Source organism: Mycobacterium sp. NGS40, assembly GCF_059812735.1.
The window spans coordinates 69,501-90,134 of sequence record NZ_JCALDG010000006.1 but is presented as its reverse complement, the minus strand read 5'-3'; the positions used below and the strand labels follow the sequence as shown (position 1 = coordinate 90,134).

Sequence of the window (20,634 nt, the reverse complement as noted above, 5' to 3'; positions counted from 1 at the left end):
TCCGGCCGGGGGATCCAGTGGGGAACAGGGAAACTGCCAGCTCAGCGGCGTTTGCCGGCGCTGAGCGAGTTGGCGATGCCGATTGACGCCGGCCGGATTGATGGACGTGACGAGGCTTTGAAGTGAACGCCACATTGCGCTACATGGCGAGGTCATTGCGGGTGGCTTACGGTTATCGATGTGATTCGCGTGCTGGACGTTGTCCAGGCGTTCTAACAGACCGGATGGTGAATTAGTGGCGGAAGAGAGTCGCGGGCAGCGCGGCTCGGGGTACGGCCTCGGGCTATCGACGCGCACCCAGGTGACCGGCTATCAGTTCCTTGCTCGGCGCACCTCGATGGCACTGACCCGCTGGCGGGTCCGGATGGAGGTCGAGCCGGGACGGCGCCAGACCTTGGCCATCGTGGCGTCGGTCTCCGCAGCGGTGGTGATCTGCCTGGGCGCGCTGTTGTACTCCTTCATCAGCCCGGCCGGTCAGGTGGGGGATTCGCCGATCATCGCCGACCGCGACTCCGGTGCGCTTTACGTCCGGGTCGGCGACAAGCTGTACCCGGCACTGAACCTGGCCTCGGCCAGGTTGATCACCGGACGCCCCGACAACCCGCACCTCGTGCGCTCCAGCCAGATCGCCAACGTCCCGCGTGGCCCGATGGTGGGCATCCCCGGTGCGCCGTCGACCTTCGGCCCCAAGACCCCGTCCCTGTCGTCGTGGCTGATCTGCGACACCGTCGCCGGTTCGACCGGCGTCGGTGCGCCCTCGGGTGTGACCGTGACGGTGATCGACGGCACGCCCGATCTCAGTAACCGCCGCCACGTATTGAACGGCTCGGACGCCGTGGTGCTGAGCTACAACGGCGACACCTGGGTAATCCGGGAAGGACGCCGATCGCGGATCGACGCGGCCAACCGCTCCGTGCTGTTGCCGCTCGGCTTGACCCCGGAACAGATCAGCATGGCAAAGCCGATGAGCCGCGCCTTGTTCGACGCGTTGCCGGTGGGCCCCGAGTTGACGGTGCCCGAGGTGCAGAACGCGGGCAGTGCGGCGACCTTCCCCAACGCCCCCGGCCCGGTGGGAACGATCCTCGTCACGCCGCAAATCAGTGGGCCCCAACAGTATTCGCTGGTCTTGCCCGAAGGTGTGCAGACGCTGCCGCCGTTGGTCGCGCAGATCATGCAGAACGCCGGCGGTGCCAACAACAGCAAGCCGGTGACCGTGGAGCCGGCGGCGTTGGCCAAGATGCCGGTGGTCAACAAGCTTGACCTGTCGTCGTACCCGGACAACCCGCTGAATGTCACGGATTTGCGGGAGAACCCGGCGACCTGCTGGTGGTGGGAGAAGACCAGCGGAGAGAACCGGGCCCGCATCCAGGTCATCTCCGGACCCACCATCCCGGTGTCGCAGTCCGAGACGAAAAAGATTGTCTCGCTGGTGAAGTCGGACACCACCGGCCGCACCGCCGACCAGGTCTACTTCGGTCCTAACTTCGCCAACTTCGTCGCCGTGACCGGCAACGATCCGGGTGCTAAAACCACCGAATCGCTATGGTGGGTGACGGATGCCGGCGCCCGATTCGGTGTCGACGACACCCGCGAAGTGCGCGAGGCGTTGGGTTTGCAAACCAACCCGAGCCTGGCGCCGTGGGTCGCGCTCCGGCTCCTTCCGCAGGGCCCGACGCTGTCGCGGGCTGATGCGCTGGTGGAGCACGACACCCTCCCGATGGATATGTCCCCTGCAGAGTTGGTGGTACCGAAGTGAAGCGTGGATTCGCCCGGCCGACGCCGGAGAAGCCTCCGGTCATCAAGCCGGAAAACATCGTCCTGCCGACACCGCTGAGCATTCCGCCGCCCGAGGGCAAGCCGGTGTGGTTGGTTGTGGTCGGCGTTCTGGTGATCGGCCTGATGATCGGCATGGTCGCCATGGTGTTCAGCAGCGGCTCTCGCGTATTCGGTGGCGCCGGCGCGATTTTCCCGATCTTCATGATCGGCGGTGTGGCGATGATGATGTTCGGCGGCCGGTTCGGCGGCCAGCAGCAGATGAGCCGCCCGAAGCTCGACTCGATGCGCGCCCAGTTCATGCTGATGCTGGACATGCTGCGTGAGACCGCGCACGAGTCGGCCGACAGCATGGACGCCAACTACCGCTGGTTCCACCCGGCTCCCGACACGCTGTCGGCGGCGGTGGGATCCCCGCGGATGTGGGAGCGCAAGCCTGACGGCAAGGACCTCAACTTCGGTGTGGTCCGCGTCGGCGTGGGTATGACGCGCCCCGAGGTGACCTGGGGTGAGCCCCAGAACATGCCGACCGATATCGAGCTGGAGCCCGTTACCGGTAAGGCACTTCAGGAATTCGGTCGCTATCAAAGCGTCGTATACAACCTGCCCAAGATGGTTTCGCTGCTCGTGGAACCGTGGTACGCGCTGATCGGTGAGCGCCCGCAGGTATTGGGATTGATGCGTGCGATCGTCTGTCAGCTGGCGTTCTCCCATGGCCCCGACCACGTGCAAATGGTCGTGGTCAGTTCGGACCTGGACGAATGGGATTGGGTCAAGTGGCTGCCGCACTTCGGCGATTCGCGGCGCCAGGACGCGGCGGGTAACGCCCGGATGGTCTACAGCTCGGTGCGCGAGTTCGCCGCCGAGCAAGCCGAATTGTTCGCCGGCCGTGGATCGTTCACGCCTCGCCACGCCAGCTCGTCGGCCCAGACGCCGACGCCGCACACGGTGATCATCGCCGATGTCGTTGACCCGCAATGGGAATACGTGATCAGCGCCGAAGGTGTCGACGGCGTCACCTTCTTCGACCTGACCGGTTCTTCGATGTGGACGTCGGTTCCGGAGCGGACGCTGCGGTTCGACGACAAGGGCGTGATCGAGGCGCTGCCCCGGGACCGCGACACCTGGATGGTGATCGACGACAAGCCGTGGTTCTTCGCCCTGACCGACCAGATCAGCTCCGCTGAGGCTGAGGAGTTCAGTCAGAAGCTGGCGCACTGGCGCCTCGCGGAGGCCTACGAGGAGATCGGCCAACGGGTAGCGCACATCGGCGCGCGGGACATCCTCGCCTACTACGGGGTTGACGATCCCGGTGACATCGACTTCGACGCGTTGTGGGGTGCCCGCACCGACACGATGGGCCGCTCGCGGTTGCGGGTGCCGTTCGGTAACCGCTCCGACAACGGCGAGCTGCTGTTCCTGGACATGAAATCACTGGACGAAGGCGGCGACGGCCCCCACGGCGTCATGTCCGGAACGACGGGTTCCGGTAAGTCGACACTGGTGCGCACCGTGATCGAGTCGCTGATGCTCGCCCACCCGCCCGAGGAGCTGCAGTTCGTCTTGGCCGACCTCAAGGGTGGATCGGCGGTTAAGCCGTTCGCCGGGGTGCCGCATGTTTCGCGGATCATCACCGACCTCGAGGAAGACCAGGCGCTGATGGAGCGCTTCCTCGACGCGCTGTGGGGTGAGATCGCCCGCCGCAAGGCGGTGTGCGACAACGCCGGGGTCGACGACGCCAAGGAATACAACTCGGTGCGGTCCAGGATGCGCGCCCGCGGTCAGGACATGCCGCCGCTGCCGATGCTCGTGGTGGTTATCGACGAGTTCTACGAGTGGTTCCGCATCATGCCGACCGCGGTCGACGTCCTCGACTCGATCGGCCGGCAGGGACGCGCCTACTGGATCCACCTGATGATGGCTTCGCAGACGATCGAGAGCCGCGCCGAAAAGCTCATGGAGAACATGGGTTACCGGTTGGTGCTGAAAGCGCGTACCGCCGGTGCGGCGCAGGCCGCTGGTGTGCCCAACGCCGTAAACCTGCCCGCGCAAGCCGGTCTGGGTTACTTCCGTCGCAGCCTCGAGGACATCGTCCGGTTCCAGGCGGAGTTCCTGTGGCGTGACTACTACTCCCGCGGGATCACCATCGACGGCGACGACGCGCCGGTGCTGGTGCACAGTATCGATTACATTCGCCCGCAGCTGTTTACCAACTCGTTCACCCCGCTCGAGGTCACCGAGGCCGGGCCGGACATCGAGCCGTCGCCGATTCTGGGCAACGGCGAGGTGCTCGAGGTCGACGGCGCCGAGAGCGAAGACGACGACAACGAAGGCATCAGGACGCCGAAGGTCGGCACGGAGATCATCAACCAGCTCCGCAAGATCGACTTCGAGCCTTACCGGTTGTGGCAGCCGCCGCTGACCCAGCCCGTCGCGATCGACGAATTGGTCAACCGGTTCCTCGGCCACCCCTGGGACCAGGACTACGGCTCGTCGAAGGACCTGGTGTTCCCGATCGGGATCATCGACCGGCCGTTCAAGCACGACCAGCCGCCGTGGACGGTGGACACCTCCGGGCCGGGCGCCAACGTGCTGATCCTGGGCGCCGGTGGTGCGGGCAAGACCACGGCCCTGCAGACGCTGATCTGCTCGGCCGCGCTGACCCACACCCCCGAGCAGATCCAGTTCTACTGCCTGGCCTACAGCAGTACCGCGCTGACCACGGTCGCGCGCCTGCCGCACGTGGGTGAGGTGGCCGGCCCGACCGACCCTTACGGTGTGCGCCGGACGGTGGCCGAACTGTTGGCCCTGGTGCGCGAACGCAAGCGCAGCTTCCTCGAGTACGGGATCGCGTCGATGGACGTGTTCCGGCGCCGCAAGTTCGGTGGCGAGGCCGGGCCGGTGCCCAACGACGGCTTCGGCGACGTCTACCTGGTGATCGACAACTACCGGGCGCTGGCCGAGGAGAACGAGGTCCTGATCGAGCAGGTGAACCAGATCATCAACCAGGGCCCCTCGTTCGGCGTGCACGTTGTGGTCACCGCCGATCGCGAATCCGAGCTGCGGCCGCCGGTGCGTAGCGGGTTCGGGTCCCGCGTCGAGCTGCGCCTGGCCGCGGTCGAAGACGCCAAGCTGGTGCGGTCCCGCTTCGCCAAGGACGTCCCGGTCAAGCCCGGGCGCGGCATGGTCGCCGTCAACTACGTCCGACTCGACAGCGACCCGCAAGCGGGCCTGCACACGTTGGTGGCCCGGCCCGCGCTGGCCAACACCCCCGACAAGATCTTCGAGTCCGACAGCGTCGTCGCGGCCGTCAGCAGGCTCGCGAGCGGCCAGGCGCCGCCGGTGCGCCGTCTGCCGGCGCGGTTCGGCGTGGAGCAGGTGCGGGAGCTGGCTGCCCGCGACCACCGCCAGGGTGTTGGCGTCGGCGGAATCGCTTGGGCCATCTCCGAATTGGACCTGGCGCCGGTCTACCTGAACTTCAACGAGAACGCGCACTTGATGGTGACGGGCCGACGCGAATGTGGGCGTACCACGACGCTGGCCACGATCATGTCCGAGATCGGCCGGCTGTATGCCCCGGGCTCGAGCACCGCACCGACGCCCCCGGAGGGCAAGCCCTCGGCGCAGGTCTGGCTGGTCGACCCGCGTCGTCAGCTGCTGACGGTCCTGGGCACCGAGTATGTGGAGAAGTTCGCCTACAACCTCGACGGTGTGCAGGCGCTGGTGGGCGAGCTGGCCGCGGTCCTGGCCGCTCGCCAGCCTCCGCCGGGGCTATCCGCCCAGGAGTTGTTGTCGCGGTCGTGGTGGAGCGGTCCGGAGATCTTCCTGATCGTCGACGACGTCCAGCAGCTGCCGCCGGGCTTCGATTCGCCGCTGCACCAGATCGCTCCGTGGGTGACCCGGGCCGCCGACGTCGGCCTGCATGTCCTGGTCACCCGGACGTTCGGTGGTTGGTCGTCGGCGGGCAGCGACCCGATTCTGCGGGCTCTGCACCAGGCGAACACGCCGCTGTTGGTGATGGACGCCGACCCGGACGAAGGCTTCATCCGCGGCAAGATGAAGGGCGGCCCGCTGCCCCGTGGTCGAGGCCTGCTGATGGCCGAGGACACCGGTGTGTTCGTCCAGGTGGCGGCAACCGAGGTCAACAAGTAGGGCAGCAGCCGCTGAGTTGGGATTGCCGCGGGTCGACCGCGGTCAGTCCCAACTCAGCGGCAATGCTTTGAGCGCGAATGTCTTTGACGGAAACCTGATTTCGGGCGTGTAGTCCGGGGGCACGTCGAAGTCGGGGATCTGTTTGAGCCACTCGGCGACGATCACGGTCAGCTCGATGCGCGCCAGATGAGAGCCCAGGCAGCGGTGCGGTCCACCGCCGAATCCCCAGTGCCGGTGCACCTTTCCGTCCATCACGATGTCGTCGGTCGAAACCGAGTCGGTGCCATCGCGATTGATCGCCGCCATGCACAACCGCACCGAAGTGCCGGGGGGAAGCGTCATGCCGCCGATTTCGACGAACTCCGTGGTGACTCGGGGAGCGACCGGCGCCGACGGCTCGAGCCTGACGATCTCTTCAATGAAAACCCTTGTCTGCCTTGGGTTGTCGCGAAGCATGTCGCGTAGCTGCGGTCTGCGCGCCAGTTCGTAGATGGCGTATCCGATCGCCGCAGTCACCGTGTCCAAGCCGGCCAGGATCAACAGATGGCTCATTCCCAGCAGTTCGAGATCGGTGAAGTCGCCGTCGCCCGTCATGACCTGGGACAGCATGTCGGTGCCCGGGTTCTGCCGGCGTTGGGCGATCACGTCGGTCAGATAGTTCAGCAGCAGGTGGCCCTTGTTGAGGTCCTCCTGGCTCAGGTAGGGGTTGTCCGCGATCAGGGCGTCTTTCCAGCCGATCAGCAGGTCGCGGTCTTCCAGCGGGAGACCATAGAGGTCAAGGAACACTTGGAACGGATACAGGTTCGCGAAATCCGCCATCACCTCGCAGTTGCCGCGGCCGGCGAACTCCGCGATCATCTCGGCGGCGTGCCGCTCGAGCACCGGCCGTGACTTGCTCAGGGCGTGCGGGCTGAAGTACGGCTGCAGGATTTTGCGGTATCGGGTGTGCTCGGGCGGGTCGAATGCCAACGGCACCACCGGCAACGGGTAGCCGGGAGGCTGCAGCGCGAGCCGCGACGAGAAGACCTTGGGATTTCGCAGCGCGGCCAGTACGTCGTCGCGCCGGGTTATGTAGTAGAAGCCGTTCATGAAGACGACCGGGCCCGCGTCCCGGAGCACCTTCCATCCGACACCACGGTCGAGGGCCATGGGCAATTTGGCGTATTCGAGCCGCGGTAGGTAGAAGTCGCCTGGCTCGTAATCGCCAGAGATGCTCATGCGCTCTATCTCCGCTTGTTGTCAGCTATTTCGTTCCTGGTGCCCGGCTCGGCCAGGCCGCGCCTGGAACGACGCCGTCGCCGTTTTCGGCGGCACATCAATATCGCACGTGTGTCGCACATGCTCCAATCCGGCTGGTGGGCCGCGGAACTGGCCGACCTCGAGCGTGTCAGCATCTTCTAGAATTCGAAAGCGGTCGATTTACCTATCGATTCGTCAAATCCGATCTGGCGCGATCCGTGGACGCGGCGGGAGAGGGGACCTGGTGAGGGTTCGTCTCGAGAAGTCGAAATGCGTGGGCCACGCCCAGTGCTACGCCGTCGATCCCGATCTGTTCCCCATCGACGAGTCGGGCTATTCGATCCTCGAAGAACACGAGGTGCCACCCGAGGAAGCGGAGCTGACCCGCGACGGGGTGGCCTCCTGCCCGGAGATGGCGCTCATCCTCGACGAGGAGTGACGAGGACCAACGGCGCCGGCGGCGTCCGGTCCTAAACAGGCAGGCGAACCCCGGGTGAACAGCCAACCGCCGCAAATGAACGCCAGTTGGCCGGGAGTGAACAATGGTTGGCCTGGTGTGAATAGTTGGCATCGCAAGTCGGTGGCCAGGGTATAAGCCATTAGTGTCTTTCACGAGCGGCAGTTCAGCCCAAGCGAGCTGTCGCTTGGTTGCTGGTAGTGGGGGGTAATCGAGGCAGGATGGGCATGACGCTGCTGACCAACTGTCCGGGAAACATGGTGGTAGAACACCGTGTCGGCGATGGCGGGCGGATGCACCTAAACCTACCGGATTGCCGGCTCAACGGGTTTGCCAACCCGCGGACACGTCTGGCTTTCAACGGGTCGGCGGTCCGGGGATAGCAGGTGCCGAGGCAGCCGCTAATGGTTAGTACAGGTTCTTACGCGATAGCCGAGATTGCCACCGCAATCCCGGCCAATTGAGGAGGACACGGTGTTGGACTTCGGAGCGTTACCGCCCGAAATCAATTCCGGTCGCATGTATGTGGGCCCGGGATCGGGGCCAATGATGGCCGCTGCCGCAGGCTGGGACGCGCTGTCGGCCGAGCTGGCCATAGCGGCCAGCGGATACAACTCGGTGATTTCCGAGCTGACCAGCGGACCGTGGATGGGGCCCGTGTCGCAGCGGATGCTCGCCGCGGTCCTGCCGTATATGACCTGGCTCAGCTCGATGGCGGCCGATACGGAGCAGACCGCGATGCAAGCCCGGGGGGCGGCCGCCGCGTTCGAGGCGGCGTTCATGGCGACGGTGCCACCGCCGGTGATCGCGGCCAACCGCGTGTTGTTGGCGACCCTGATCGCGACCAACTTCTTCGGCCAGAACACCCCGGCGATCGCGGTCACCGAGGCCCAGTACATGGAGATGTGGGCGCAGGACGCCGTCACCATGTACAGCTACGCGGCCGCATCGGCGATCGAGGCGGAGGTGCCTCCGATCACGTCGTCGCCGCAGACCACCACCCCGGACGGGACGAACAACCAGGCGCAAGCAGTGGCAAAGGCCGCTTCCGAGCCGGCGAGCCAGTCGGGTCAGACCGTGACCAACGCCGGCACGCAAATGGCCTCCAACAGCACGGTGCCGCAGATGCTGCAGCAAGCCTCGGTAAACGCCCCGGCCGCGGCGCCCCAGCAGCTCGCCGCCGCGCAGGATCCGCCCTGGTGGCAGGGGTGGTTCACGATCCCGACGCCGGACAATCCCAATGGCTGGACCCCAGGCTTCTTCAACACGCTGCGCCAGGGCCTGCAGGCCTACTTCGGCGTTGGTCTTGGAGCCTTCGGCTACCAGATGCAGCAGCAGTTGACCTTCGGTATCGGTACCACGGCCGGTGGTAGTGGTGCGTGGTACCCGACGCCGCAGTTCGCCGGTCTGGCCGCGCTGGGCGGTGGCCACCCCGGCGGCCTCGCGGCCACCGCGCACCTGGCCACCTCGGTCAAGGTCGGCGGACTCTCGGTCCCCAACGCCTGGGCCGGTGCGGCACCCACCGCCGTCGAGGAACCGGCCATCCATGCCACCACCGTCAACTACGCCACCAGCGCCGCCGGACCCGCCAACAACGGCGTCCTGCAGGGCATGCCCATGACCGGTACCGGACGACGCGCCGCCACCGGCTTCACCCACAAATACGGGTTCAAGCGCAACGTGCTTGTCCGTCCACCGTCCGCGGGATAACGGCCATGACGAATTCGAATCTCGAGGAACAGAAGTGACGGCCAGATGAACAGAGATTGTCCGGGTCTGAACAGTTCGCATGGACAGGGCAAGTCCAACAGCGGGCGAACTAACGTCATTATCGGGAAAACCCGTCGGTGCGCGCACCGGACGGTTACTGAGGAGGGAATCACATGTCGTTTGTGACAACGCAGCCAGAAGCGTTGGCGGCGGCGGCGAGCACATTGCAGGGGATCGGTTCGGCGCTGACCGCCCAGAATGCTGCGGCCGCTGCTCCGACGACGGGTGTGGTACCGGCCGCCGCCGATGAGGTGTCGGCGCTGACCGCGGCACAGTTCGCTGCACACGCGCAGATGTACCAGGCGGTCAGTGCACAGGCCACCGCCATCCACGAGCAATTCGTCAACACCTTGAGCATGAGCTCGGGGTCATATGCGCTGACAGAGGCGGCCAACGCGGCCGCGGCCGGCTAAGGGGATCACGATGATTGATTTTGGGGCTCTCCCTCCAGAAGTGAACTCCGCCCGCATGTATTCGGGCGCGGGTTCGACGTCGATGACGACGGCGGCTTCGGCCTGGCGTTCGCTTGCCGCGGAGCTGAATGCGGCCGCGTTGGGCTACGACAACGTGATCACTCAGTTGTCCAGCGAGGAGTGGCTGGGGCCGGCCTCGGCCGCCGCGGTCCAGGCGCTGACGCCGTATGTGACGTGGATGAAGACCACCGCCACTCAGGCCGAAGAGGCTGCCCAGCAGCTCGATGCGGCCTCCGTGGCGTTCGAGACGGCGTTCGCCTCGGTGGTGCCTCCGCCACTGATCGCCCAGAACCGCGCCCTGCTGACCCAGGCTCTGCAAACCAACGTGTTAGGTCAGAACACCGGTGTGATCGCCCAGCTCGAGTCGCAGTACGGGCAGATGTGGGCTCAGGACGCCAGCACCATGTACAACTATGCCGGGCAATCGTCGTCGGCAACGAAGGTAACCCCGTTTGCTGCGGCGCCCGAGGTATCCACCCAAGATGCGGGGGCCAAGCAAGCCGCAGCGACCTCAGCCGCGTCGGCGACCGGCACCGGCAACGCCGCCACTACCACGGCGCAGGCAATCCAGCAGACGCCCCAAACGTTGGCGGCGATCACCACGCCCGCTCAAGCCACCAACAACGCGGACCTGCTCACGCAGGGGTGGTTCCTGCTGACCGGGCAGACCGTCCTGCCCAGCAGCTTCGCGACCTTCGTCAACGGTCTGAGCCCGTTCGTCGGTTTCGCCTATAACACCGAGGGTCTGCCGTACTTCTCCGTCGGTATGGGTAACAGTGGTGTGCAGATCGCCAAAAGTACCGGGGCCCTCGGCGGTGCGGCCGCCAGCGCGGCCTCCGCGGCACCCAAGGGCCTGGCCGGTCTGGGCGGCATGCTCGGCGGCGGTGCCCACGCGGCGCCGGCGGTGGCAGCCGGTCTGGGCAACGCGGCCTCCGTCGGTCGGCTGTCGGTGCCGGCCGTGTGGTCTGGAGCCGCTCCGGCGGTCAGCCACGCCGCCGCCGTACCCGTCAGCGCCATCACCGCGGCCCCCGAAGCCGCGGGCTCGGGCAACCTGCTCGGTGGTATGCCACTGGCGGGCATGGGCGCCGGCCAAGGCTTCGGTGCCTCCGGTCCGCGCTACGGATTCCGCCCCACCGTGATGGCCCGCCCGCCCTTCGCCGGGTAGCCATTCGATTCACTGCGAATGCACGCATGACGGCCGCATGGCCGTCATGCGTGCATTTTGTTTGTCCCGACTCGATGTGAGCGGCCGAAACCCGTTGCAGTTGAACGGGTTTCACGTGCCCTAGTTCTGTCACGCTCCGAGTCACAGGTCCCAGACTGCCAGCGCGTCGCGCACCTCGGCAACGGATGTAGGCACCCGACAACGCCTGTCGTCAAGGGTCGAATCTCGTAGATCCGCTGGGCTATTCGCGATGGAATCTAAGCACCACGCGCAATCCGACCGGGATCCAGGAGGCTCAGTCATGTCGATTGATTTTGGGGCGTTGCCGCCAGAGGTCACCTCTGCGCGCCTATATGGGGGCGCAGGCGCGACGTCGTTGATCACGGCAGCCTCGGCGTGGAATTCCCTTGCGGCCGAGCTGAACTCGGCTGCGATGGGCTACCAAAACGTGATCACTCAGCTATCGAGTGAGGAGTGGCTGGGGCCGGCCTCGGCCAAGGCCGTCCAAGCTCTGAATCCGTATGTGACATGGGTGAAAACCACTGCGGCCCAGGCCGAGCACGCGTCCCAGCAGCTCTCCGCGGCCTCGGCGGCGTTCGAGACCGCGTTCGCCTCGGTGGTACCGCCACCGGTCGTCGCGCAAAATCGCGCCTTGCTGGCCCAGGCGATGGCAACCAACGCGCTGGGCCAAAACGGCGGTTTGATCGCCCAGCTCGAGGCGGAATACGCAAAGATGTGGGCCCAGGACGCCACCACGATGTACAACTACGCGGCCCAGTCCGCATCGGCGACCAAGGTGACCCCGTTCAAATCGGCACCAGAGGTCACCGACCCCTCCGGGCAGGCCAAGCAGGGCGAGGCGACTTCGTCGGCGGCGGCCACCGGAGCCGGCAATGCCGCGAATTCGACGGCCAATGCGATCACCCAGACACCGAGCACGCTGCAGTCGGCGGCTACGCCCGCGGCGGCGGCTGCCGCAGCGGCCACGCCCACGGACCCGTTCACCGAACTGTGGTTCCTGTTGACCGGGCAGACGACGTTGCCCACCAGCTTCGCCACGTTCGTCAACGGCCTGAGCCCGTTCGCCGGTTTCGCCTATAACACCGAGGGTCTGCCCTACTTCTCCGTTGGTATGGGCAACAGCGGTGTACAGATCGCCAAAAGTACCGGGGGCATCGTCTCGGCCACCGCGAGCGCGGCGTCGGCAGCCCCCAAGGGATTGGCCGGTCTGGGCGGCATGCTCGGCGGCGGCGCGACCCATGCGGCGCCTGCGGTCGCCGCGGGTCTGGGCAACGCGGGCTCGGTGGGCCGCCTGTCGGTCCCAGCCGTCTGGAACGGCGCCGCGCCGGCGATCGGCCACGCGACGGCCGTGCCGGTCAGCGCGATCAGCGCGGCTCCCGAAGCCGCTGGCTCGGGCAACCTGCTCGGTGGCATGCCCCTGGCCGGCATGGGCGGCGCCCATGGCGTCGGCGGCGCGGGACCCCGCTACGGCTTCAAACCCACCGTCATGGCCCGCCCGCCCTTCGCCGGCTAGCGGTTATCCGCTGCAAACTGCACGTTTGCGGCCCCTGAAGCGCCACCGAGCAGCGATGCTCCGTGGGTTTTATCCGCGGGCGGATTTTTATCCGTCGGTCAAGTTCTCTCCCTATTGATGGCACCCCTAACCTCCGCGCGCGCCGGGTGCCGCGACGCGACGGCATCTCGCATTCGCCCAGGTGGCAGCCCGCATTCGCGACGCGGTAAGCCACCGGTGGGATCTTGTACTCCTGTCGGATAGCGCCACGCGCCCGCGCAGCCTTCGCCTGACCCGCGGACTCGCCCGGCCACAACCGCCGGGGCCGCGCCTTAGCCTCGCAACCAACCATTTCGGTCAAGGTCATCGACAAATTCCAGTTGCGAGGAACACATGCCGTTCGAACCGGGCGCTGCGTCGATGGACTACGGCGCCGTACCGCCAGAGATCACCTCGGCCCTGATGTACACGGGTCCCGGGTCGGGGCCGCTGATGGCCGCGGCCGCTGGATGGGATGGGCTGGCAACCGAGCTGGCAACCGCGGCCAGCGGCTACAGCTCGGTGATCTCCGAACTGAGCAGCGGGCCATGGATCGGGCCGGCGTCGGCGTCAATGATTTCGGCGGTGTCACCATTCGTGAGTTGGCTCGGTGCGGCAGGCGCCCAAGCCGAGGAGACCGGCACGCAGGCCCGGGCCGCCGCCGCCGCGTTCGAGGCGGCGTTCATGGCGACGGTGCCACCGCCGGTGATCGCGGCCAACCGCGTGTTGTTGGCGACCCTGATCGCGACCAACTTCTTCGGCCAGAACACCCCGGCGATCGCGGCGACCGAAGCCCAGTACATGGAGATGTGGGCCCAGGACGCCGCCGCCATGTTCGGCTATGCGGCCGCATCGACGCTCGCGACGGAACTGACCCCGTTTACGCCCTCCCCCCGAACCACCGACCCGGAGGGGACGACGGACCAGGCGCAAGCGGTGGCAAAAGCGGTCTCCGAGCCGGCGAGCCAGTCGGGTCAGCCCGCAGCCAACGCCACCACGCAAGCGGCCGCCACCAATGCCGTTCCGCAAGCAGCGCAACAACTTTCGACCAACGTAACGGCGGCTGCCAGTCCTTCGGCCACGGCGACCGATCCACCGTGGTGGTCCAATTGGTTCACCATCCCCACTCCGGACAACCCGATGGGATGGGGTCCCAGCGTCCCGCAGACTATCTTCAAACAGCTCAGCGGCCTTCCCTACTTCGGGACGGGTTTGGGCGCCTTCGGTTATTCCATCCAGCAGCAGACGACGTTCGGCTTGGGGTCGACGGCCGGCGCCAGTGGCGCGTGGTATCCGACGCCGCAGTTTTCCGGCCTGGCCGCGCTGGGCGGTGGCCACCCCGGCGGCCTCGCGGCCACCGCACACCTGGCCTCCTCGGCCAAGGTCGGCGGACTCTCGGTCCCCAACGCGTGGGGCAACGCCGCACCCGCTGCGCTCGAAGAGCGAGCCATCCAGGCCACCACCGTCAACTACGCCACCAGCGCCACCGGACCCGCCAACAACGGTGTCCTGCAAGGCATGCCGATGACCGGCGCGGGGCGACGGGCCGCCACCGGCTTCACCCACAAATACGGCTTCAAACGCAACGTCCTTATCCGACCACCATCGGCTGGATGACCCGTGCCCACTCGATCCACCGTCGTGCAGTCACCCGTCAGCGATTCACACCACCGTGCAGTCCGCTCAGCATCCAGGAGGCTCAGCTATGTCGATTGATTTTGGAGCGTTGCCGCCAGAGGTCAACTCTGCGCGTCTATACGCGGGCGCCGGCTCGACGTCGTTGATCGCGGCGGCCTCGGCATGGAATTCCCTTGCTGCCGAGCTGAATTCGGCTGCGCTGGGTTATGAGAGCGTGATTTCCCAATTGTCTAGCGAGGAGTGGCTGGGGCCGGCTTCGGCCGCCGCCGTCCAGGCGCTGACGCCGTATGTGACGTGGGTGAAAACCACTGCGGCCCAAGCCGAAGAGGCCGCCCAGCAGCTGTCCTCAGCCTCGGCGGCGTTCGAGACCGCGTTCGCCTCGGTGGTACCGCCGCCGGTGATCGCGCAGAACCGGGCACTGCTGACCCAGGCCATGGAAACCAACGTGCTGGGACAAAACACCGGCGTGATCGCGCAACTCGAAGCCCAATACAGTCAGTTCTGGGCCCAGGACGCCAGCACGATGTACAACTACGCCGGGCAGTCGTCGTCGGCGACCAAGGTAACCCCGTTCAAGTCGGCGCCCGAGGTGTCCACTCAGGACGCCGGGGCCAAGCAGGCCGCGGCGACCTCGTCGGCCTCGAGCTCCGCGGCCGGCAACGCCGCGCAGACGACAGCCAACGCGATCACTCAGACACCCAGCACCCTGCAAGCCGCGGCGACACCCGCCGCGGCCGCAGCCGCCGCCACCACCACCACGGATCCGTTCACCCAGGCGTGGTTCCTGCTGACCGGGCAGACCATTCTGCCGAGCAGTTTCGCCACCTTCGTGAACGGTTTGAGCCCGTTCGTCGGGTTCGCGTATAACACCGAGGGTCTGCCGTACTTCTCCGTCGGTATGGGTAACAGTGGTGTGCAGATCGCCAAAAGTACCGGCGCCCTGGGAGGCGCGGCCGCCAGCGCGGCGTCCGCGGCTCCCAAGGGCCTGGCCGGTCTGGGCGGCATGCTCGGCGGCGGCGCCCACGCGGCGCCGGCGGTCGCGGCGGGTCTGGGCAACGCGGGCTCGGTCGGTCGCCTGTCGGTCCCGGCCGTCTGGTCCGGGGCCGCTCCGGCGGTCAGCCACGCCGCCGCGGTGCCCGTCAGCGCCATCACCGCAGCGCCCGAAGCCGCCGGCTCGGGCAACCTGCTCGGTGGCGTGCCACTGGCCGGCATGGGCGGCCAGGGCGGCATCGGCGCCGCCGGGCCGCGGTACGGTTTCCGCCCCACCGTGATGGCCCGCCCACCGTTCGCCGGCTGAGGAAGCGCCGCAGCTCGGGCCGCGAAGAACAGTTAGCTAAGTCGATGCGGCCAGGGTGCGCGACCGGCGATGGGATCTCATCCCCGCGGTTGCCCGCGCGGCTCTCCGGCAACGCCCCTGCCGGCAGGCTATCGACAACGAGGGAGGTCAGACAGTGTCAGTCTGGTGATTTCGCTGCTCAGGGGCCCCAAACTAGGCCTTACGCTGTTACTGTGTCGTTACTAAAAGTGAATTCGCCGTACCGTTCCGTGAACAATTGCGAACGGGCGGTCCACGGATCAGGCTTTACGGATCACGGTCATCTACTCTCATCAGAGAGTTTGGGGATTATGGAGGAGGAAAAATCATGTCGTTCGTGACGACACAGCCGGAGGCTTTGGCCGCGGCAGCCGGGACCCTGCAGGGTATCGGATCTGCTCTTAGCGCCCAAAACGCGGCTGCGGCGGCCCCGACGACCGGGGTGGTGCCGGCGGCTGCCGACGAAGTTTCAGCGCTCACTGCGGCTCAGTTCGCCGCGCACGCGCAGATGTACCAGGCCGTCAGCGCTCAGGCCACGGCGATTCACGAGCAGTTCGTGAACACGCTGTCGATGAGTTCGGGCTCGTACGCCGCTACTGAAGCAGCCAACGCAGCCGCTGCCGGCTAACTGGTTTCTTCATTTGAGGCTAAGGACACCCACATCGGAGTGGGTCACGCCAGCCACCCAGCGGTCGGGCAAGCCGTCTACGAGTAGACGGTCCGAGGGGTGCTGGTCAGGAGGGGGATCATCCTTAGGTGTTCGGTCCGGCCATTACGTCACGGTTGTAACTGACCGGACCCAGCCACTGTCCAACACAACAAAATCTCGAGTCGCAATATTAAGGAGAAAGGCAACATGGCAACACGTTTTATGACCGACCCGCACGCGATGCGTGCGATGGCGGGCCGTTTTGAGATGCACGCGCAGACGGTGTCGGATGAGGCTCGCAAGATGTGGGCGTCGTCGATGAACATCGCCGGTGCGGGCTGGAGCGGTCAGGCCCAGGCCACGTCGTACGACACGATGGGTCAGATGAACCAGGCGTTCAACAACATTGTCAACATGCTCCACGGCGTGCGTGACGGACTGATCCGTGACGCCAACAACTACGAGACGCAAGAGCAGGCCTCGCAGCAGGCCCTCGGCCACTAGTCGTAGCAACTACGGCTGCGTAACCTTCAGACATTAGGAGAAAAACGCTATGAGCATTAACTACCAGTTCGGAGATGTGGACGCGCACGGCGCCCTCATCCGCGCGCAGGCCGCTTCGTTGGAGGCCGAGCACCAGGCCATCGTTCGCGATGTGCTGGCTGCCGGCGACTTCTGGGGTGGCGCCGGTTCGGTGGCGTGCCAGGAGTTCATCACCCAGTTGGGTCGCAACTTCCAGGTCATCTACGAGCAGGCCAACCAGCACGGGCAGAAGGTGCAGACCGCGGGCAACAACATGGCCAGCACCGACAGCGCCGTCGGGTCCAGCTGGGCCTGACACCCTTCGCTTCACCCGGGGCCGCACACCAATCGGTGTGCGGCCCCGTTTCATGTGCGCCGGCGCTGTGTTGGACGGCCCGGGTGAGCCGTCAGCGAAACTCGTTGCAGCACAGCGTCGTTTGCCACGATGTTCGCACCGCACTCGATCCGGGGCTTCGTAAGATTTGAGAAGTCTATGAACTCCGTGACAAGCGCTTATGCGCTTTGCGAGAATTCAAGGACATGACCGCCGTAACGTCCGGATACGCGGGTAGCCAGCGCCCACGTCAAGCCATCCTTGGACAGCTGCCGAGGATCTATCGTGCCGACGGTTCACCGATCCGGGTTTTGCTGGTGGACGACGAGCCGGCGCTCACCAACCTCGTCAAAATGGCCCTGCACTACGAGGGCTGGGTGGTGGAGATCGCCCACAACGGACGTGAAGCACTGGCCAAGTTCGACCGGGTGACGCCGGATGTCCTCGTTCTCGACATCATGCTTCCGGACATGGATGGCCTGCGCATTCTGCAGCGGATCCGCGAATCCGACGTTTACACCCCCACACTGTTCTTGACCGCACGCGATTCGGTCATGGACCGGGTCACCGGCCTCACCGCGGGCGCCGACGACTATATGACCAAGCCGTTCAGCCTCGAGGAACTGGTCGCACGTCTGCGCGGGTTGCTGCGCAGGTCCAGCCAGCTGTCCCCGCCGGCCGCCGAAGCGCTCAAGGTCGGCGATCTTCGGCTGGACACCGCCAGCCGCGAAGTCACCCGCGACGGCACACCGATATCGCTGTCGTCTACCGAGTTCGAATTGCTGCGTTTCCTGATGCGCAACCCGCGCCGCGCGCTGAGCCGTACCGAAATTCTGGACCGCGTCTGGAACTACGACTTCGCCGGGCGCACCAGCATCGTCGACCTCTACATCTCGTATCTGCGAAAGAAAATCGACTCTGGCCGCGAGCCGATGATCCACACCGTGCGAGGTGTCGGATACATGCTGCGACCCCTGGAATGACGGGCCGGCGCAATACCCCTTTCTGGTTGCCCCGGTCGCTGCGCCGCCAATTGCTGATAGGCGTATTAGCCGTTGTCACAGTGGTTTTGGTGTCTGTCGGGGTGGTCTCGGTGCTCAGCCTTCGCGGCTACGTCACCGCGATCAGCGACGCCGATGTCGCCGAATCGCTCGATGCGCTGAGCAACTCCTACACCCGGTACCGAAACGGCGAGCACACCTCGGCGCACCGCCGCACCCCGCCGGTGGACCAGGCGATGCTGGAATTCACCGGACAAACACCGGGCAACCTGATCGCCGTGGTGCACGACGGCACCGTGATCGGCTCCGCGGTGTTTTCCGAGGACGAACCAAAACCCGCCCCGCCCGACGTGATTCGCGCGATCGAGTCACTGTCCTGGGCCGACGCGCCACCCAGGACCGTGCGGCTGGGCAGCCTGGGCGCCTACCGCGTCGACAGCCGGCGCGAGGGATCCGATCTGCTGATCGTCGGGATGTCGGTGAAGCTGGCCGACCAGATCATGGCCCGCAAGTACATCACCACCAGCCTGCTGATCGCGGCCGCCCTGGTGATCACCGCCGGGCTCACCGTCTGGGTGGTCGGCTACACACTCCGCCCGCTGCGCCGGGTCGCGGCGACCGCCGCGGAAGTCGCCGGCATGCCCCTTACCGGCGACGACCACCGGATCAGCGTCCGGGTCCGGCAGGAAGACACCGATCCCGACAACGAGGTCGGCATCGTCGGACACACGCTGAACCGGTTGCTGGACAACGTGGATAGTGCGCTGGCGCATCGCGTCGACTCCGACATGCGGATGCGGCAATTCCTCACCGACGCCAGCCACGAGCTGAGAACACCGCTGGCGGCGATTCAGGGCTACGCGGAGCTGACCCGTCAGGACAGTTCGGCGCTACCACCGACCACCGAGTACGCGCTGGCGCGCATCGAGTCGGAGGCGCAGCGGATGTCCTTGCTCGTCGAGGAGCTGCTGTTGCTCTCACGCCTGGGCGAGGGCGAGGACCTGCAGAACGAAGACGTGGACCTGGCCGAACTGGTCGTCAACGCGGTGAACGACGCGGCCGCCGCGGCACCGACGCACATTTGGCTCAAGGACCTGCCCGAAGGCGCGGTCTGGGTGCGGGGCGACCATGCCCGGCTGCATCAAGCCGTCAGCAATCTGCACAGCAACGCCCGCCTGCACACACCGCCCGGCGTCACGGTCACCACCGCAATCACCTGCCAACGCGGCGATTCCGGCGCTCCGTACGCCGAGCTGACCGTGGCCGATAACGGTCCCGGCATCGACGTGGATCTGCTCCCCCGGCTGTTCGAGCGATTCGTCCGCGCGAACACCTCCCGCTCCGACGGGTCGGGCATCGGGCTGGGCCTGGCCATCGTCAGTTCGATCGTCAAAGCCCATCACGGCTCGGTCAGTGCCGAATCCGCCCACGGCCGAACGGTCTTCCGGGTGCGGCTGCCGATGATCGACGGCCCGAGCGGGTAGCCCGGGACCGCGACCCCACATCAGACTTGAATCGCGGCGAGACGATCGTAGGCTTCTCGCCAAATCGCCTCATGCTCGCCAGATGAGAGCGCACCCGCCTTGAGCAACCGGTCGGCGCGGGTCAGCATGGTGGCCAAGCTGAGACCTTCTACGTACCTAGTTAATTCGCGAGAGTCGGCGCCCTGGGGCATCAGGGCGATCGACACAGACCTCACTTGCACGCGGGTGGGCCCGGCCGTCAGGAAGAGCAGAGCGCCGATGATTACATAGCAGACAACGGCGAAGGCCAGCACGGTGTCGGGTGAGGCCGCCACCTCGCCGAGCACCACCATCGCGATCAACCCGAGCGCGGCGCCACTCATCGGCCATCCGCGCCATAGCCGCGCCAGTTGCCGATCGGCGACGCTGCTTCCGGGCGGATAGACGACCAACTGGAAGCGTTGAACCCCGTAGCGTCCGACCGTGGCAACAAATGATCCCCACGGGTGGGCGCCGTCGAGCAGTCGCGACCACCCTCCCCGCGCGGAAAGTGCCGCGCGTGTCGTCGGGACCACGGCGGGTTGAGTAACTCGGTCGCGCGTGTCGTTCATGAAGCCAGATTGACGCCCTCGGCACCAAGCGGGCTTGGGTCCGAACAGCATCCATACGCGCACTGCCCAAACATTTACGGAACACTTTCGACCGACCCCCAGCGCACCCTTCACGAAAAGCTCTGTCGCAACTCGTGATTGGCTACGCCGAACCGATCACTCGGTTTGATCTGCCGACGGTCGACCGGGGAGCGGTTTACCGGGCTCGTCGGGAAACGCGATCACACGCTTGAACAGAACCGTCCGGTTCGAACACAGTGGCGTAAAGAAACCGCAAAGGTGCACTGCGGCGCCGTTAGGAAAGCATCAACCAAAGGCCCTATCGCATTGGCCCCGATTAATTTCAAGCTGACCTTGCCTCCGAGGACTGCGGTGTGGCTGACTCGATGAGGTCCTTTCGTATGCACGCGTTCGGCGCGGAACGGAGACAAGATGGGCGTGTTGGCTTTCGTCGTGCTCACGGTGGCGGTGTTCGCCGTGCTAGGCCTCGTGCAGAAGTTGGTCGAACGGCTGTGAACTA

Annotated in this window: 16 protein-coding genes; 14 read left to right on the top strand and 2 right to left on the bottom strand. The window is 66.1% G+C overall.

Going from position 1 to position 20,634, the window contains the following annotated elements; all coding sequences use genetic code 11:
• The first annotated feature begins 235 nt into the window (after positions 1-235).
• Together eccB and eccCa are read left to right on the top strand one after the other, a co-directional pair.
• A complete protein-coding gene (gene eccB / locus AC5Y5O_RS11425) occupies positions 236-1,756 on the top strand; it encodes a type VII secretion protein EccB (protein ID WP_096287698.1) in 1,521 nt (506 codons plus the stop codon).
• Entirely contained in the window at positions 1,753-5,925 is a 4,173-nt protein-coding gene (gene eccCa / locus AC5Y5O_RS11420; RefSeq protein WP_096287700.1) for a type VII secretion protein EccCa, read from the top strand. The genes eccB and eccCa overlap by 4 nt, the downstream gene beginning before the upstream one ends.
• Before the next feature lie 42 nt (positions 5,926-5,967).
• On the opposite strand, the gene AC5Y5O_RS11415 is transcribed toward eccCa, so the two are convergent.
• Positions 5,968-7,143, bottom strand: a complete 1,176-nt coding sequence (locus tag AC5Y5O_RS11415) for a cytochrome P450 (RefSeq protein WP_096287702.1) — start codon at positions 7,141-7,143, stop codon at positions 5,968-5,970.
• A gap of 265 nt (positions 7,144-7,408) precedes the next feature.
• Between AC5Y5O_RS11415 and fdxE the strand changes: the two genes are divergently transcribed.
• The 12 genes from fdxE to AC5Y5O_RS11355 all read left to right on the top strand — a co-directional run bounded on the left by fdxE (position 7,409) and on the right by AC5Y5O_RS11355 (position 19,524).
• Positions 7,409-7,603, top strand: a complete 195-nt coding sequence (gene fdxE / locus AC5Y5O_RS11410; protein ID WP_096287704.1) for a ferredoxin FdxE — start codon at positions 7,409-7,411, stop codon at positions 7,601-7,603.
• Positions 7,604-8,095: 492 nt separating this feature from the next.
• Positions 8,096-9,331 (top strand): PPE family protein, encoded by a 1,236-nt coding sequence (locus tag AC5Y5O_RS11405; protein ID WP_096287706.1) that lies wholly within the window; start codon positions 8,096-8,098, stop codon positions 9,329-9,331.
• Between the two features lie 173 nt (positions 9,332-9,504).
• Complete coding sequence (locus AC5Y5O_RS11400; protein ID WP_036469081.1) at positions 9,505-9,804, top strand: PE family protein; 300 nt, start codon at positions 9,505-9,507, stop codon at positions 9,802-9,804.
• Positions 9,805-9,814: 10 nt separating this feature from the next.
• Entirely contained in the window at positions 9,815-11,029 is a 1,215-nt protein-coding gene (locus AC5Y5O_RS11395) for a PPE family protein (protein WP_096287708.1), read from the top strand.
• Between the two features lie 301 nt (positions 11,030-11,330).
• Positions 11,331-12,563 (top strand): PPE family protein, encoded by a 1,233-nt coding sequence (locus AC5Y5O_RS11390; RefSeq protein WP_096287710.1) that lies wholly within the window; start codon positions 11,331-11,333, stop codon positions 12,561-12,563.
• Between the two features lie 399 nt (positions 12,564-12,962).
• A complete protein-coding gene (locus tag AC5Y5O_RS11385) occupies positions 12,963-14,198 on the top strand; it encodes a PPE family protein (protein ID WP_500025433.1) in 1,236 nt (411 codons plus the stop codon).
• An 88-nt stretch (positions 14,199-14,286) separates the two neighbouring features.
• On the top strand, positions 14,287-15,516 hold the full coding sequence (locus AC5Y5O_RS11380) for a PPE family protein (RefSeq protein WP_096287712.1): 1,230 nt from the start codon (positions 14,287-14,289) through the stop codon (positions 15,514-15,516).
• A gap of 346 nt (positions 15,517-15,862) precedes the next feature.
• Complete coding sequence (locus AC5Y5O_RS11375) at positions 15,863-16,162, top strand: PE family protein (protein ID WP_090602177.1); 300 nt, start codon at positions 15,863-15,865, stop codon at positions 16,160-16,162.
• Positions 16,163-16,390: 228 nt separating this feature from the next.
• Positions 16,391-16,687, top strand: a complete 297-nt coding sequence (locus tag AC5Y5O_RS11370) for a WXG100 family type VII secretion target (protein WP_090602180.1) — start codon at positions 16,391-16,393, stop codon at positions 16,685-16,687.
• A gap of 49 nt (positions 16,688-16,736) precedes the next feature.
• A complete protein-coding gene (locus tag AC5Y5O_RS11365) occupies positions 16,737-17,021 on the top strand; it encodes a WXG100 family type VII secretion target (protein ID WP_036469090.1) in 285 nt (94 codons plus the stop codon).
• Between the two features lie 224 nt (positions 17,022-17,245).
• Positions 17,246-18,022 carry a response regulator transcription factor gene (locus AC5Y5O_RS11360; protein WP_090605832.1) on the top strand — a complete coding sequence of 259 codons (777 nt, stop codon included), beginning with the start codon at positions 17,246-17,248 and terminating at the stop codon, positions 18,020-18,022.
• Positions 18,019-19,524, top strand: a complete 1,506-nt coding sequence (locus tag AC5Y5O_RS11355) for a sensor histidine kinase (protein ID WP_096289822.1) — start codon at positions 18,019-18,021, stop codon at positions 19,522-19,524. The genes AC5Y5O_RS11360 and AC5Y5O_RS11355 overlap by 4 nt, the downstream gene beginning before the upstream one ends.
• A 20-nt stretch (positions 19,525-19,544) precedes the next feature.
• Here AC5Y5O_RS11355 and AC5Y5O_RS11350 read toward each other — a convergent pair whose 3' ends face one another.
• Entirely contained in the window at positions 19,545-20,114 is a 570-nt protein-coding gene (locus AC5Y5O_RS11350; protein ID WP_133160880.1) for a DUF6611 family protein, read from the bottom strand.
• Positions 20,115-20,634 lie beyond the last annotated feature (520 nt).